Below are 15,810 nucleotides of genomic sequence, written 5' to 3' on the forward strand. Positions count from 1 at the left end.
GGTGCGGGGTCGGGGACCCCCTTGGGTTGGGGCGCAGCGAACGTAGCAAGCGCGCCAACCAATCACTACCATCGTCTGGTCACATGGATATCCGACGTCTCATCTGTCCATCGTCTGCGTTGTTGCTGTTGTTCGCTTGCGGCGAGGCGCCGGCGGATCCAATCGAGAACCCGTTGACGGATCCACAGATGGGCCCGCCAGCCGGCAACCCCGAGGGCACCTGCGCGGTCCCGGACGAGGCCCGCCCCGCCGACGTCTCGAACCCCACGACCGTAGTTGGGAACGGCACCCCCGAGAGCTGCACGAGCGCCGCGTTCGTCCAGGCGGTGGCGGGCGGCGGCGTCATCACCTTCGACTGCGGCCCCGAGCCCGTGGTCGTGACCCTCGACGAGACCGCCAAGATCTACAACGACACCGGCCCCGAGATCGTGATTGACGGCGGCGGCTTGGTCACGCTCAGCGGCGCCGGAGCGCGGCGAATCTTGTACATGAACACCTGCGACGAGAGCCTGGTGTGGACCACCCCCATGTGCAACGACCAGGATCATCCCCGCCTCACCGTCCAGAACTTGACCTTCATCGACGGCAACGCGACCGGCGAAGACCCCGACGGCGGCGGGGCGATCTTCGTCCGCGGCGGCCGCTTCAAGCTGATCAACACCCGGTTTTTCAACAACGTCTGCGACGACACCGGCCCCGACGTTGGCGGCGCCGCGGTCCGGGTGTTCGACCAGCACCAGGACCTGCCCGTCTACGTGGTCAACAGCACCTTCGGCGGCGAGCCCGAGCTTGGCAATCGCTGCTCGAACGGCGGCGGCCTCAGCAGCATCGGCGTCTCGTACACCGTGATCAACAGCCTGTTCTCCTACAACGAAGCGATCGGAACCGGCGCCAATCCAGCCCAGTCGGGCACCCCCGGCGGCGGCAGCGGAGGCGCCATCTACAACGACGGCAACACCTTCACGCTGACCCTGTGCGGGACCAAGATCGAGCACAACACCGCCAACGAAGGCGGCGGCGCCATCTTCTTCGTCAGCAACGATCTGAGCGGCACCCTGCGGATCCAAGACTCGACGCTATGCGGCAACCCCAGCGCCGGCTTCGAGACCCAGGGCTTCCCCGGCATCTTCGTGCTCGCCAACGGCGAGCCCCAAGTCACCAATTCCACCCTCACCGAGGACTGCGGGTAGGTGTCTGACTACCGCACTGTGAAACCCGAGCGGTCGCTGCCGACTTCCCCCGCCAGTCATCCCGATCTCCCGCTTGTCCGCGAGTTGGATCCGATCTTGACTGTCCGCACGGTTGCTAACGACACCGACGCGCTGCCTCACGCGGCGCTCGGCAACCTGATCGCGTTCCAAGACAACGCCACGCGGGACCATTGCCGCGAGGCCATCCCGCACCTCCAAGAGGCGTTTGTTCTCGACCCCCGCCTCGCCCCGGCCCATCAAGCTCTCGGGGTCTCGCTGCTCTCGCTTGGTAGGGTCCAAGCAGCGATCGAGGCGCTCGAGACCGCCGATCGTCTGGCCGGCAACGGGAGACATGAAACGCTACCGACATGGTGACGGCTGCCGGAGGAGCGGGAGCAATGGCGTGACTCGTAGGAGCTTCATGCTCTCGTCAATTCTTGGCAGCGTCGGTTGCCGACTTCGAATAGCGGAGCCCGGGGGCGTGGTACAGCGGTTGGGCGGAATTGTCAGCGCGCCACCAGAGGCTCGAGGTGCGGACGCCGTCGACCCATTCGGGTTGACAGTGTCTCGCCTCTCGAACGGGCTGACGGTCTGTCAGGCAGACGGCACCGAGCCCGGTCGTTTCACAGCCTACGTCGTCGTCCGGGTCGGCAGCAGCCATGAGCCCGATGCGGCTGGCGGTCTCGCGCACTACCTGGAACACATGATGTTCAAGGGCACCGAGCAGCTCGGGACCCTCGATGGCGTCCGCGATGTCCCGCTGCTGCAGCGGATGGCCGACTTGTACGCTGAACTCGCCGATACGAGCGATCCGCCCGAGGTCGCACGATTGTTACGAAACATCGATTCCGTCAATCTCGAGATGGCACAGTCCGCGATTTCCGGCGAGGTCCTCGGTCTCTACGAGAGGATGGGGGCCAAGTTCGTCAGCGCGGGAACCAGCGACGAAGTCACGACCTACTTCTGCAACCTCCCCGTATCTCGCTTTCGGGCTTGGGCAACACTCGAGGCCGAACGCCTACGCGCGCCGGTGTTTCGACTGTTCTTCACCGAGCTCGAAGTCGTGCAGGAGGAGCGACGTCACCTCGCAGACGATGGCGCAAATGTGCGGTTCGATGCGTTGCTCCGTTTGATGTTCCCGTCCCATACGTACGGAACACACTCTCCGATCGGCCTGGAGTCGGATCTCGCGCGGCCGCGCTTCGACTTGCTCGATGATTTTCACCAACGCTGGTACCGGCCGAACAACGCCGCGCTGGTGATCGTCGGGGACCTCGGTGGCGTGGAGGTCACTTCCATCTTGGAGGAAGAGTTCGGCCGATGGGAGCGCCAGGAATTGGGCACGGTTGGGCGTGGAACGGTCTCTTTGCCGAAAGCCCGCGAGCTCAGAGAGTTGCAGTGCCCCGGACCTGCATCGGTAGCGATGGGATGGCCCATGCGACCCCTCTCGGTGGTCGACCGCGTGCGGTTGGACGTGCTCACTCGGATCCTCTGGGATGGCCGGGCCGGCCGACTCTCGGCTGAACTCCCCGGTGACACGATGGCCCGACGCCCGGAGGTATGGGTGGTCCACATGACGGAGGCCAGCTACCTGCACGTTGGACTCCAGCTGGGAGCGAACGAGACGCACGATGAACTCGAGCAGCGGATCGTCGCGGTTGTTTCGTCGGTTCACGAGAAGCCTGTTTCGTCGGGGGAGTTGCGGCGGGTATTGACGGCGATGGAACTCGAATTCCAGTGGATGTTGGAGTCGGATCCTCAGCGCGCGGTACTGGTCGCCGAGTCGTTCGCCCTGGGGGAGAGCTGGGAAGATGCGCTGCTACGACTCGACCTTCGCCGGTCGGTCGAAGCGGAAGACCTTTGTAGCTTGGCGGAGACGCTGTCGAGCCGGGCGTACTGTGTAGTGCACACGCGCAAGGGAGGGGCACCACCGTTGCGGCCGCTGCCTCCAATCTCACCGATTCCGACCGAGTCGGGTCGTCAGAGCGAGAGGGCGCGAGAGTTGCTCGCCATCGTCGATACGCAGCCGCGGCAAGCACCTCCACGGCTCGGCACCGATTACGACGTTTTGCCGGGGGATCGTGGCCCGGTCATTTGGACGCGAAACGAGGTAAGTGAGCTGTTCTGCCTGCGGCTGGTCTTCGACCAGGGCTTCGGCGCGGATCCCTTACACGTGCTGAGGCTTGCGGCCGCCGAAGTGCCCACGGTCGAGGAGTCCGGCTCGATTGGCGCCCAGCTCGAGGGCTTGGGGGGCGTCATCTCTCACGAAAGTGGCGCGCTGACGAGCTACGTCGAGGTGGCGGGGTTGGTCCAGAATGTGGAAGCGCTCTTGGGCTCACTTCGAGTTCGACTCCAACGTTCTCGGTGGCCGAAGGAAGAGCTGACAGAGCTTTGTGCACTGCTGCGTGGGCGGTATCACGCGGCGGATGTGAGCGCGACGGAGCTCGCGCGGCGGGCCCAGGACTGGTTGATCTACGGTGCGCGACCTCCCAGCGCGGAAGCGATCGACCTTCTGTCCAGCACAGGCAGCACGAAGTTGGATGGACTCTGGGAACGGGGATTCGCCACGCAATTCTTCGGGTCGACCGATGTCGAGTCGTTGACGCGTCTGCTGCCGGCGGGCGGCGCGGCGCAAAGGTGGTCGAAGCCCCAGCTCGGCGCGCACGAGCCTGCCGGCATCGAGATCGCTATCGTCGACGTGCCGATGGAGAGCGTGGAGCTGAGGGTGACCTTCGCGGATCGACGAGGGGCCAGCACGGCGGCGATCGACCTACACCACGCATACCTCTCCAACTGGTCCGGGCTTTTGAACCGAGAACTTCGAGAGAAGCGCAGCCTCGTCTACCACGTGGGCACGGACCTCCCTTTTCGAGAGTACGACCCGACGCTCTACCGCCTGAGTGTCTGGGCCAACACATCGCCAAAGAAGGTGGGCGAGACGTTGAAACTGACGATTGCGCTGACCTGTGGGCAGCGACTCGACGAAGCCGCCCTCGATGCCAGTCGTGCGGCCTTGCTCGAGCGTCTCGATTCACGTCAAGTTAGTCCCCGGGAGCTCGCAGCTGAAATTTTCGCCCGCCACGTCGCGTATGGCGATCGAGATCCGACCTCCGAACGCATGGCGCAGATCGAGACGATGCTTGCGCCGAACGTCGCCGCAGCTGCGCCCGAGGCAGGTCGTGCGACTGTGGTCATCGTCGGCGACCGCTCGCGGATGGATCTTCGCGCGCTGCGGAAACTGGGACGAGTTCGGTTTCTCTCCCGGGGCGAGGTACAGGGGTCCTCCTCGTCCAACTAGCCGCGCGCACCGGTGCTTCCGCGAAAGTGACCTGATGGAGACTGTGGATTCGACGTAGTGGAGATCTATACAGCATGCCGCCGGGCGCGCTTTCGGTGCGTGGAGTCGGACCGCGGGACGGACACGCGAGAATTGAGCTGGGTAGCCTGATCGCTCGTCGTTGTCAGTGCCGATCCCCAACATCGGCATCGGCAGATGAGCACGACGATTGGGAGCGAGCGAAGCGAGTGACCGCGAAGTGCGAAGGCGCCCCAACGAATGGAGCGCCGTCCCGGTGGCCGTGGGTGCCCAGACGAGAGCCCCTGCTAGGGGGCCACACATACCCCCCGCGAACAGCCTGCCCATTGGGAGCGAGCGAAGCGAGTGACCGCAAAGTGCGAAGGCGCCCCAACGAATGGAGCGCCGTCCCGGTGGCCGTGGGTGCCCAGACAAGAGCCCCCTTCTAGGGGGCCAATCACACCCCCGCGAACAGCCTGCCCACTGGGAGCGAGCGAAGCGAGTGACCGCGAAGTGCGAAGCCCCCTGTGGGGGTAATGACTAATCCCGCCCGCCGCCGAAGATGCGGAGCAGGAACAGGAACAGGTTGATGAAGTCGAGATACAGCGTCAGCGCCCCGATGATCGCCAGGTTCCCCGCGCCGCCGTTGACCAGGTAGATCTGCTTGATCTTCTGCGTGTCGTACGCCGTCAGGGCCGCGAAGATCAGCACGCCGATCATCGCCCGCGCCATGAAGAACACCGGGCTGATCGTCATGTGGAACCCGTAGGACATGACCATCATGACGACGCCGGACACGACCAGTCCGATCACGCCCATGAACAAGAACTTGCCCCACGCCGACAGATCGCGCTTGGTCGTGTAGCCGTAGAACGCGAGCGCCGAGTAGGTCACCGCGGTGATCGCAAACACGGAGGTGATCGAGGCGCCGGTGTAGATCAGGAAGATCGGCGCGAGCGAGACGCCCATCACGACTGCGAACGCCAAGAACACCGCGATCGCGGTGCTGGGCTTCATCTTGTGCAGCCGCGAGGCGAAGATCATCACGAACACCAGCGGGGCGAAGATCGTCACCCAGCCCATGCCGCCGGTGAACAGCATCTCGAGCAACGCGGTGGACTGCGACGTGACGTACGCTGCCAACCCCGTGAGCCCGACGCCGGCTGCCATCCACGCGTTGACGCGGGTCATGAATTGATCGACGCCAGAGGCGAGCTGCGCACGCGGGTCAACGGTGTAGGCGCCGGGGGCGTGCTGCGGGCCTGGTTGAGCGTAGGGGTTGCGCTGACCGTGGGGGTCGTGCTGCGAGGCGTGCGGCTGCATGGTGGCAGTGTGGACAACGCACCTGGTCCGATCAAGCGATGATCATGCAATCGCGCTGGACCGGGTCTGAGCTGGGGTGAGGCGGCAGGCATCTGCGAGCCGCTGCGCCGCCGGGCAAGCGCTGGGTTCCGCGTGCCGCTTGTCGTTGCGTGAGGGATCGAAGAACATCGTCTCGTGGGTGTGAGAGACCATCGCCGCGTAGCGCAGCACACGCGCTACCTGCTTGGGGGGGTCTTGCTGGCCGGATTCGCGGTGCTCAGCGGGTGCGCCCGGCCGGGCGAGGCTCGCGCCTTCGTTCGCGCTCCGCAGCAGACCGGACCACGCCCGAGCGGATGCATCGACACGCCCTTCATCGGCGGCGACGCGGTGGCCACGACCGCGGTCACCTGCGGACGTGAGCGATCGCCCAACGCGTCGATCCTCCGCGGTCGCGTGGTCAGCGAAGAGCTCGGCGGTCTGCCCGGTGCGGGGATCGAAGGCGTATGGGTGACCCTCCACCCCCTCGATGATCGCCCGCTGCGGCTCGACGCGCTCCCGCCTGCGATCGCGCAGACCCAGACCGGTCCACAAGGGAGCTTCGCGGTCCCGCTTGGTCGGCGTTCGGCCATCGCGTACGTGATCGCGGTGCGCCTCGAGCCCGACAGCGCGCCGCTCACCGCCCAGCGCGTCGAAGGCCAGCAGGCCGATCAGGCCGGTCAGGCCGATCAGGTCGTGCTGCGAGTGCCCCGACACAGCGACTAGATTCACCGCGCTAGCCCACGCCCACGAGCTTGCCAGCCACAGCCCCGATCGGGATCATGGCCCCGTGTCCCACCCGCAGGTCATGTTCATGCTCCGCCTGTTGGCGGCCGTCGGCTGGTCCGACGGCGAGCTCGCTGGTGACGAAGCCGAGGCGATCGAGCGCTTGGTCGCCGCCGCCGATCTCGACGAGAGCGAGCGCGCCACGGCCCGAACCTGGCTGACCGCGCCGGTCGATCTCGGCGAGATCGACATCGCAGGACTCAGCGACAACCAACGCCTCGCAACCTACCAAGCCGCGGTTCGCATCGCGCTGATCGACGACAAGCTGCCCGACGCCGAGCGCGAGTTTTTAGATCGCGTGCGGGACGTGCTCGGCATCGATCCCGAGCAAGCGCTCGAGATCGAAGCCGAGATGCCCCGCCACGACTGACGATCAGCCAGGCTTCTTGAACTTGAGCGTCATGCGATCGGACTCGCCGATCGCGGTGTGCTTGGCCAGGTCCTCGTCGGACTGCGCAACGTCCTTCTCGGGGCCAGACAGGTTGGGCGGCAAGGTCCACACGCCGCCGGGGTAGTCCTTGGTGTCCTTGGGGTTGGCGTTGATCTCGGACTTCTCGACCAGCTCGAAGCCGGCCTCTTGGGCGGTAGCGATGACCACCGACTCCGGCAGGTAGCCCTGCTTGGAGGTCGCCTCTGTGTCCCCGCCCTCGGCCGCACGGTGCTGGACCACGCCGAAGATGCCACCCGGCTTGAGGGCCCGGAACGCGGCGCCGTAGATCTGCTGGGTCTGCCCCCTGTTGTACCAGCCGTGGCTGTTGCGGAACGTGAGCACGACGTCGACGCTGCCCTCGGGCGCGATCTCGAACGGCTCGTCAGCCGAGGTGGGCGCGATCGCGATCGTGACGTCCCCGTACAGCTCGGGCGAGGCCTCGAGCTTTTCCACGAACTTCTGAGCGGACGCGCCGTAGCGCTCGTGGCTGGTCGGCCAGTTCGTGACGATGAGCTTGCCCTGGCCCAGCAAATAGGGGCCAAGGATCTCGGTGTACCAGCCGCCGCCTGGCGACAGCTCGGCCACGGTCATGTCCGGCTGCACGCCAAAGAACTCGAGGGTCTCTTTCGGGTGCCGCTGGCCGTCGCGCTTGGCGTTGTCCCCCCGGTGGGCGCCCGCGAGCACGCTGTCTAGATCGGTGAAGGCCGGCTGCTCGGCGGCCGGCTCGGCCGGGGAGGTGGTGACCTCTTCGGCGTTGACGGTCTCGTCCTGGTTCTTGTCGCAGGCGAACAGCGACAGGGCGAGCCCAAGGCTCAACGTTGTGGAGATGATCAGTCGTCGCTTCGACATGTGCCGCAAGGTACGGGTTTTTTGGACCCTCACATACAGCGAGCCCGGGCTTTGGGCCCAGAGCTTGAAGCCAGATCGGCCGAAGGGGTCTGTAGAGCGACTGTAGGGCTCTAGGAGAGCAAATTTGCGATGTCACGCAGGCCCGCGGTCTGGCCGATGTCGACGAAGCGGGTGCGGGCGGCCTCGGCACCAACTGCGTCGCGGATCAGCGGGGCGACCATGTTGAACACCTGGAGGCGCCGGATGCGGGGCATCGCCGCGAGCGCGCGCGCGAGCTCGGCGCTGTCCACGGGTGGCTCGTTGGCGAGGGCGCCGAGTCGCTCGCGCTCGTCGTGGGTGGTTGGGAGCCGCGCGATGAGATCGAGGAACAGCGAGTGATCGTCCTCGAACAACAGCTCGTTGCCGGACAGGCACACGACCGCGAACTCGGCCACGCGCAGCGACAGCTCTTGCTCGGCCTCGGTCCACGCGGCGCGCCAAAATTCGAGCTGTACGGGATCAACACCAAAGCGCTCGGCGATGTTGACCAGGACCACCAGCTCGGACGCGCTGCGGTCACCGTCGACCATGGCCATCGTCCATGCTTGCTCGAGCACGACGCGGTGCTGGGCCTCGGGGGGATTGGGGAGCGCGGCGTAGCGCGCCTCGAGCTTGGCCTTGTCGCCGATCAGCGCCAACCAGTCCGAGTAGTCTTCTTCGGGGATCTGCTCGTCGACGATCGCCATGAGGCGCTCGACCTCGTTGCCATCGAGCTCGTCGTCGGCGTGAGCGATCAGGCCGGACGCGACTAGAACCCACTCGGTCTCGGGGGACACTGGCATGGTGCGCGAGGGTAGCCGCTTCCACGGGCGCGGGCCAGACGGGTTCACGGCCGGAATGCGCCCGCGTGCGTCTGCGTCGGCGGGAGGAGCCGCGCGTGAACGGCCCGTCCGGTACGATCCCGATCATCCCAATGGAAAAGCTCGAGCCGATCGAGGTGGCCGTCCACCAGGCCAAGGTTCAGGTCCATCGTCTGCTGCGTTGGATCGACGATCGTCGCGACCCACTCAGCTTGGCCCGGTCGGGGCGCCTGCTCGTGGATCTTCCGCTCGCCCATGAAGATCGCACCTTGCTCTGGAACACGGGCTCCGACATGGATCCACGCGAGTGGCCGCTCGAGCTGGGCAAGGTCGAGAACCTGCGGGTCGCCGCGCGGGCGCTCGACGGGCTCGAGTTCGAGGCCGACCAAGTGTTCTCGTTCTGGGCGCAGGTCGGACCGCCCGTGCGCGCGCGCGGATACGTCGCGGGTCGGGAGCTGCGCGAGGGCTGCGTGGTGCCGGGGATCGGCGGCGGGCTGTGCCTGCTCTCGAACGCGCTGTTCGGGGCAGCTCGCGGGGCGGGGTTCGAGTTGCTCGAGCGTCACCCCCACAGCCGGCGGCCACCGGGCTCGCGGGCGGCGTTGGGCGAAGACGCGACCGTGGCTTGGAACTACGTGGATCTGCGCTTCGTCGCCGGTCAGCCGTGGCGACTCGAGGTCCGGCTCGACGCGCAGGCGCTGATCGTCGCGATCCGAACCGAGCGTCGCCGAGGTCGCGCCGGGGCAACCGCAACCCCGCTCAGGGTGTTGCACGAGCGACGCGTCGCCGCGGGCGAGCCGTCGCAGTCACGGCAGCCAGGGGGGGCAGCGCGATGGGTCGGGGACGAGGGCCGAAGCTGCATGTCCTGCGATCAGCCGTGTGACAGCGCCCGGGTCGGGCCAGCCAAGCCCGCGGCGGGGCGGCGAAGTTGGCTCGTCGACGCCGCGTGGCCTGAGTACATCCGCCACGTGCGGGCCCACGCTCGACCCCACGATCGCCTGCTGCAGCCGATCGACGGCGAGCTGCTGGGGCACCCGCGCTATGCATGGCCGCGGGTCAGCGGGCGCGTGCAGTTCCCCGTCCAGACCCTGGCGCGCTCGCTGCGTTCGCGCAAGCTGGCGAGCCAGGGGCCGGCTCGTCAGCGCGCGCTGCTGGAAGATGATCGACGGCTCGCCGCGGCCATGGCCGCGCGCCTCGAGCCCCACGACACCGAGCTGGTCGTCGCGCAGAATTTGCTCGCGCACCTGTGGCAGCTCGGCGCGCTCGGGGGCCGGCGGGTCAGCGTGTTGATGCAGCGCCTGCCCTTGCTCGAGCTGCAGGCGCAGCTCGACGAGGCCCACGCACGCAACCCCGACAGCCCCACGCTCGCCGACTTTCGCACGGATCCATGGCTGGCCGAGGCCGAGTCGCGGGCGCTCGATGACGCGGTCGAGATCATCACGCCGCACGCGGGCGTAGCAACCTACTTCCCTGGCAAGACCACCGTGCTCGAGTGGGCGCGCGCGACTGGTGATCCGCAGGCGGGCCCGCGCGTCCGCACCCCGGGTCCGCTGCGGCTGTGGTTGCCAACGAGCAGCGTCGGTCGCAAGGGCGTGTGGGAGCTACGCGAAGCGCTGTCGCAGCCAGGGCTTGGTCCTGTCCAGCTGTGGATCGCCGGTCGAGAGCTCGAGGGTCCCCGGTTTTGGTCAGCGTGTGTCGGCGTCACCCTCGAGCATGGCAGCCCGCCGCTCGCCCAGCTCGACGCGGTCGTGCTGCCGGCGTGGATCGAGCACCAGCCGCGCGCGCTGCTGCGAGCGGTCGCGGCTGGGGTGCCAGTGATCGCCTCGAGCGCCTGCGGCCTGGGGCCGACCGCTGGCGTGCACACGATCACCGCCGGTGACGTGGGGGATCTGCGTCAGGCGCTCGCACAGCTGCGTGGCCCGGCGCTCGCCGATCCCGGCCACGGCGGGAGGCGTGGGTCATGACGAAAACTTGGGTCACGATCGACCCGTCCGGTATAGGATGCCCATGTCCACGCTCGCGATGAGCCACGAGCTGACCCATTCGACTCCTGCATGCGCCCGTCCGCTGCGCGTGATGATCGCCGGCGGTGGCACGGGCGGGCACTTGTTCCCCGGGATCGCGCTCGCCGAGCAGGTCATGGCAGGCGGCGGCGAGGTCCGCTTCGTCGGCACCGAGCGCGGGATCGAGGCCAGGGTCGTCCCCGAGCTTGGCTACGGTCTGGACCTGATCGAGGTCAGCGGCATCAAGGGGCGCGGGCTCAAGGGGTTGATCTCGGGCTTGCTGCGGCTGCCCAAGGCGTGGTTGAGCAGCCGCAGGCTGATCCGCGCGTTCAACCCGGACGTGGTCGTGGGGGTGGGGGGCTACGCCAGCGGACCGATCGTCGCGACCGCCTGGATGATGCGGCGGCCCACCGCGATCCTCGAGCAGAACTCGGTCCCCGGGATCACCAATCGGATCCTTGGCAAGCTCGTGCGTCGGGTGTTCACCAGCTTCCCCGATCACGCCGGCCACTTCCCAGCGCGCAAGCTGGTGCGGGCCGGCAACCCGATCCGTGCGGCCTTGGTCCAGCAGCTCGAGCACGCGCGCGCCCAGGCCCAGCCCGCCGCGGGCGAGCAGCCCCCGCGCTTGTTCGTGTTCGGCGGCAGCCAGGGCGCGCAGGCGCTCAACACCGCGATGATCGAGTCGGCGGCCGCGCTGGCCAAGGCGCTGCCCGGCCTCGAGATCTGGCACCAGACCGGCACCAGCGAGCTCGAGCGGGTCCGAGCGGGCTACGCGAGCGCGGGCCTGAGCGAGCCGCGGGCCCGGGTCGTCGCGTTCATCAAGGACATGAGCAAGCCCTACGCGTGGTGCGATCTGGTGCTGTGTCGGGCCGGGGCGACCTCGCTGTCGGAGCTGGCCGCCGTCGGTTGCCCGGCCGTGCTGGTGCCGTTTCCCCACGCCACCGACGATCACCAGACCCACAACGCGATGTCGCTCGTCGAAGTTGGCGCGGCCCGAATGGTGGCGGAGCGCGAGCTCGATGGACCGCGCTTGGTCGCGGAGCTGACGGAGCTGCTTGGCGCGCCCAAGCAGCTCGCGGACATGCGCGACAAGATGCTTGGCGCGGCCAAGCCCCGGGCGGCCGCGGACATCTGCCGTGCGCTCGGCGAGATGGTCTAGAGCGCCCCCGGGGCGGCGTCACGCGTACTCGAGGGTCGCGTCGCGGTTGCGTTGAAGCCGGGTGCCATCTTCAAACTCGATCACGAGCAGCCCCGCGTCGGCGACGTCGATCTCGCCCGCGCTGAGCAGCAGCGGCGACTGGGTCTCCACGCCGGCCTCGTGGTCGGGCAGCAGCAGCGGCGGCGGGTAGTCGGTAGGCGGGCGCTCAATCAGCTCGCGGATCGCCAGCTCGACGATCGCGTTGGGCAGCGGCCGCGTGCGCATCTCGAGCTCGGCCGCGAGCGCGAGCGCGGCCTCGATGTCGGGGAGCAGCGGGTCGGGGATCGCGACGGCGAGGTAATGGATCATGGTCAGATCCTCGACGAAGTGATCGGTCCCCAGCACGTGGGCGGTCGCCAACCGGGCGCCGCGCAGCACGATGCAGTCATCGACGAGGCCGAACCCAGCCGGGAGATCGTCGCGGATCAGATCGTTCTCGCAGACCAAGTACGCGAGCCCCGCGACGCGAACCAAGCGCTCGCCCGCGCCCATGGTCGAGTTGGCCATCGAACGTTGCAGCTCGGCGACGACGTCCGGGAGCTGGCAGACCTCGCGGAGATGATCGACGGCGATCGTCCGCGCGGCCATCCGCGCGACGACGCTCTCGGGTCCGCCGTCGAGCCGCGTGAACAGCCGTGGGTGCAGCGCCAAGAGCTGCTCGGCGTAGCGCGCCGCGTCGCGCTCTGGCTCGAAGTCGCGAACGGCGGCGAGCTTGCGCGTGATCTGACCGAAGAGCTCCCAGCGCATGACCTCGATGAATACCGGCGCGAACGGACGATCGCACACGCCTAGCGGCACAATCCTGGGCGGAGCCAGTGCCTTTGCACACGCGTCGGGATGCCAGGTGATGGCTCGCGCGCCAACCTCCGGGTAGTCCCCGCCGGCAACCATCACTTATGGTCGGGGCCGGGAACGATTGATGGCCGAAGGTACCCCCCGCTTCCTCGCCCCCTCTGATGTCTTTGTTCGCCGCCATGTCGGTCCGCGCCGTCGCGACGTCGAGTCGATGCTCGAAGTGTGCGAGGCCGCGAGCCTCGACGAGCTGATCGAGCAGACGATCCCGGCGGCGATCCGCATGGACGGCCCGCTGGTCCTCGGCGGCGATCTGCTCGACTCACTGGCCGCAAGCCCAGACCGGCCGCTTGGCGAGCACGAGCTGCTCGCGTGGCTCGGGGAGCTCGCCTCGCGCAATCAAGTGCGCCGCAGCTTCATCGGCCTTGGCTACTACAGCTGCATCGTGCCGCCCGTGGTCCAGCGCAACGTGCTCGAGAACCCGGGCTGGTACACGGCCTACACCCCGTACCAGGCCGAGATCTCCCAGGGCCGGCTCGAGGCGCTGCTCAACTTTCAGACCATGGTCTGCGATCTGACCGCGCTGCCCTTGGCCAACGCTTCGCTGCTCGACGAGGCCACGGCCGCGGCCGAGGCCATGAACATGGCCCACGCGATCACCAAGCAAAAGCGCGCGGTGTTCTTCGTCAGTGATCGCGTTCACCCGCAGACCTTGGCGGTGGTCCAGACTCGCGCCGAGCCGTTTGGGATCACCGTGCGCGTGGGCGATGCCGCGACCGCGGAGCTGGGCGGCGATGTCTTCGGTGTGCTCGTGCAGTACCCGGACACCGAAGGCGGCGTGGAGGCGTGGGATGAGCTCGCCAAGCGGACCCACGACGCTGGCGCGCTGCTCGTGGTCGCCACGGATCTGCTCGCGCTGACGCTGCTGCGCGCGCCCGGTGAGTTTGGGGCGGACATCGCGATTGGCTCGGCCCAGCGCTTTGGTGTGCCGATGGGCTTTGGTGGCCCGCACGCCGGGTTCATGGCGACCCGCGAGGAGTTTCGGCGGCAGATGCCGGGGCGGATCATTGGCGTGTCGAAGGACGCGGACGGCCACCAAGCCTACCGCATGGCGCTGCAGACCCGCGAGCAACACATTCGCCGCGAGCGCGCGACGTCCAACATCTGCACGGCGCAGGTGCTGCTCGCGATCATGGCCAGCATGTACGCGGTCTGGCACGGCCCGGAGGGTCTGCGCCGGATCGCCCGGCGCGTGCGTGGGCTGCAGCTGATCTTGCGCGCCGAGCTCGAGGCGCTTGGGTACGCGTGCCCGCGCGAGCATGCGTTCGATACCTTGTTGGTGACCGTGCCGGCCAACGGGGCGGCCTTCGCCGACGCGCCCAGCCTCGCCGACGCAGCCATGGCCCAGGGCATGGATCTGCGCCGCGTGGATCAGTTCCGCCTGAGCTTGAGCCTGGACGAGACCACGACCTTGGCCGACGTCGAGCGGCTCGTGGCCGTGTTCGCGGGCGGGGCGGCTGGCAGCGTGAAGCTGGGGGCCAAGGCCGCCGCGTTCGCCGACCAGCTCGAGTTCCCGCCCGAGCACGCGCGCAGCTCCGCGTTCTTGCAGCACCCGGTGTTCCACGCCCACCACGCCGAGCACGAGATGCTCCGCTACATCCGGCGGCTCGAGGGCCGTGATCTGTCGTTGACGAGCTCGATGATCGCGCTGGGCTCGTGCACGATGAAGCTCAACGCGACCTCGGAGATGGTCCCGGTCACGTGGCCCACGCTGGCCAACATTCACCCCTTCGCGCCAGCGCAGTTTGTCCAGGGCTACGCGGGCCTGCTGTCCAGCCTCACGCAGTGGCTGTGCGACATCACTGGGTTCGCGGCGGTCTCACTGCAGCCCAACGCCGGCTCGCAGGGGGAGTACTCCGGGCTGCTGGCGATCCGCGGCTACCACCGATCCCGGGGGGACAGCCATCGCCGCGTGTGCCTGATCCCAACCTCGGCGCACGGCACCAACCCGGCCAGCGCGGTCATGGCTGGGATGCAGGTCGTGGTCGTCAAGTGCGACGCGAAGGGCAACGTCGACGTTGAAGATCTGCGCGCCAAGGCGCAAAAATACGCGAACGAGCTGGCCGCGTTGATGGTCACCTATCCGTCCACGCACGGCGTGTTCGAGGCCCGGATCCGCGAGATCTGTCAGATCGTTCACGACCACGGCGGGCAGGTCTACCTCGATGGCGCCAACATGAACGCGCAGGTTGGGCTGTGTCGGCCTGGCGACTATGGGGCCGACGTCTGCCACCTCAATCTGCACAAGACCTTCTGCATCCCGCACGGCGGCGGCGGTCCGGGCATGGGGCCGATCGGCGTGGCCAAGCACCTCGCGCCGTTCTTGCCGGGGCACCCGCTCACGCGGGCCGACTCGAGCTCGGGTTCGCTGGGGGCCGTTGGTGCGGTCGCGGCCGCGCCCTATGGCAGCCCGCTGATCTTGTCGATCTCGTGGGTCTACATCGCGTTGATGGGCGGCTCGGGCCTGGCCCACGCGACCAAGGTTGCGATCTTGAACGCCAACTACATGGCGGCGCGGCTGGGGGATCACTACCCGCTGTTGTACGCCGGCGAAAACGGCCGGGTCGCCCACGAGTTCATCCTGGATCTGCGACCGTTCAAGCAGTCGGCCGGGATCGAGCCAGAGGACGTCGCCAAGCGCCTGATGGACTACGGCTTCCACGCGCCCACGATGTCGTTCCCGGTCGCGGGGACCTTGATGATCGAGCCAACCGAGAGCGAGGCGCGGGCCGAGCTCGATCGCTTCTGTGAGGCGATGATCTCGATCCGTGCAGAGATCGCCGCGATCGAGTCGGGCGAGCAGTCGCGCGAGGACAACCCGCTCAAGCGCGCGCCGCATACCGCCGCGGTCGTGTGCGCGGACACCTGGGATCGCAGCTACACCCGGCAGCAGGCCGCGTTCCCGCTGCCGTGGGTGGCGGCCTCCAAGTTCTGGCCAGCGGTTGGGCGCATCGACAACGCGTTCGGCGATCGCCACTTGGTCTGCACCTGCCCACCACTCGACAGCTACGAGTTGGAGCAGTAGTAGCGACG

12 protein-coding genes are annotated in these 15,810 nt (G+C 67.8%); 8 read left to right on the forward strand and 4 right to left on the reverse strand.

Annotated features, from left to right (window positions below):
• Positions 1 to 83: 83 nt before the first annotated feature.
• From DB30_RS13880 to DB30_RS13890, 3 genes are all read left to right on the forward strand, one after another.
• Positions 84 to 1,190 carry a hypothetical protein gene (locus DB30_RS13880; RefSeq protein WP_052548907.1) on the forward strand — a complete coding sequence of 369 codons (1,107 nt, stop codon included), beginning with the start codon at positions 84 to 86 and terminating at the stop codon, positions 1,188 to 1,190.
• A 96-nt stretch (positions 1,191 to 1,286) separates the two neighbouring features.
• Complete coding sequence (locus DB30_RS13885; RefSeq protein WP_146658784.1) at positions 1,287 to 1,565, forward strand: hypothetical protein; 279 nt, start codon at positions 1,287 to 1,289, stop codon at positions 1,563 to 1,565.
• Between the two features lie 187 nt (positions 1,566 to 1,752).
• Positions 1,753 to 4,488: a M16 family metallopeptidase gene (locus DB30_RS13890; protein WP_165703755.1), complete on the forward strand. Its 2,736-nt coding sequence runs from the start codon at positions 1,753 to 1,755 to the stop codon at positions 4,486 to 4,488.
• 537 nt (positions 4,489 to 5,025) lie between these two features.
• Here the strand turns inward: DB30_RS13890 and DB30_RS13895 are convergent.
• The gene (locus tag DB30_RS13895; protein WP_052548910.1) at positions 5,026 to 5,808 is read right to left on the reverse strand and encodes a Bax inhibitor-1/YccA family protein; all 783 of its coding nucleotides are present in this window, start codon (positions 5,806 to 5,808) and stop codon (positions 5,026 to 5,028) included.
• A gap of 174 nt (positions 5,809 to 5,982) precedes the next feature.
• Here DB30_RS13895 and DB30_RS13900 point away from each other — a divergent pair, with 174 nt between their 5' ends.
• Both DB30_RS13900 and DB30_RS13905 read left to right on the forward strand, forming a co-directional pair.
• Positions 5,983 to 6,549 carry a hypothetical protein gene (locus DB30_RS13900; protein WP_146658788.1) on the forward strand — a complete coding sequence of 189 codons (567 nt, stop codon included), beginning with the start codon at positions 5,983 to 5,985 and terminating at the stop codon, positions 6,547 to 6,549.
• A gap of 64 nt (positions 6,550 to 6,613) precedes the next feature.
• Entirely contained in the window at positions 6,614 to 6,979 is a 366-nt protein-coding gene (locus tag DB30_RS13905; protein WP_146658790.1) for a DUF533 domain-containing protein, read from the forward strand.
• Positions 6,980 to 6,982: 3 nt separating this feature from the next.
• Here DB30_RS13905 and DB30_RS13910 read toward each other — a convergent pair whose 3' ends face one another.
• Complete coding sequence (locus DB30_RS13910) at positions 6,983 to 7,888, reverse strand: class I SAM-dependent methyltransferase (RefSeq protein WP_052548913.1); 906 nt, start codon at positions 7,886 to 7,888, stop codon at positions 6,983 to 6,985.
• Between the two features lie 110 nt (positions 7,889 to 7,998).
• Positions 7,999 to 8,709: a tellurite resistance TerB family protein gene (locus DB30_RS13915; protein WP_052548914.1), complete on the reverse strand. Its 711-nt coding sequence runs from the start codon at positions 8,707 to 8,709 to the stop codon at positions 7,999 to 8,001.
• 95 nt (positions 8,710 to 8,804) lie between these two features.
• On the opposite strand from DB30_RS13915, the gene DB30_RS13920 reads away from it, so the two are divergent.
• A complete protein-coding gene (locus DB30_RS13920; RefSeq protein WP_146658793.1) occupies positions 8,805 to 10,688 on the forward strand; it encodes a VanW family protein in 1,884 nt (627 codons plus the stop codon).
• A 43-nt stretch (positions 10,689 to 10,731) separates the two neighbouring features.
• Complete coding sequence (murG, locus tag DB30_RS13925; RefSeq protein WP_052548916.1) at positions 10,732 to 11,886, forward strand: undecaprenyldiphospho-muramoylpentapeptide beta-N-acetylglucosaminyltransferase; 1,155 nt, start codon at positions 10,732 to 10,734, stop codon at positions 11,884 to 11,886.
• An 18-nt stretch (positions 11,887 to 11,904) separates the two neighbouring features.
• Here murG and DB30_RS13930 read toward each other — a convergent pair whose 3' ends face one another.
• Positions 11,905 to 12,672 (reverse strand): DUF1232 domain-containing protein, encoded by a 768-nt coding sequence (locus tag DB30_RS13930; protein WP_165703756.1) that lies wholly within the window; start codon positions 12,670 to 12,672, stop codon positions 11,905 to 11,907.
• A gap of 172 nt (positions 12,673 to 12,844) precedes the next feature.
• Here DB30_RS13930 and gcvP point away from each other — a divergent pair, with 172 nt between their 5' ends.
• Complete coding sequence (gene gcvP / locus DB30_RS13935; protein WP_052548918.1) at positions 12,845 to 15,802, forward strand: aminomethyl-transferring glycine dehydrogenase; 2,958 nt, start codon at positions 12,845 to 12,847, stop codon at positions 15,800 to 15,802.
• Positions 15,803 to 15,810: the final 8 nt, after the last annotated feature.

Source organism: Enhygromyxa salina (assembly GCF_000737335.2).
Lineage (GTDB): Bacteria > Myxococcota_A > Polyangia > Nannocystales > Nannocystaceae > Plesiocystis > Plesiocystis salina_C.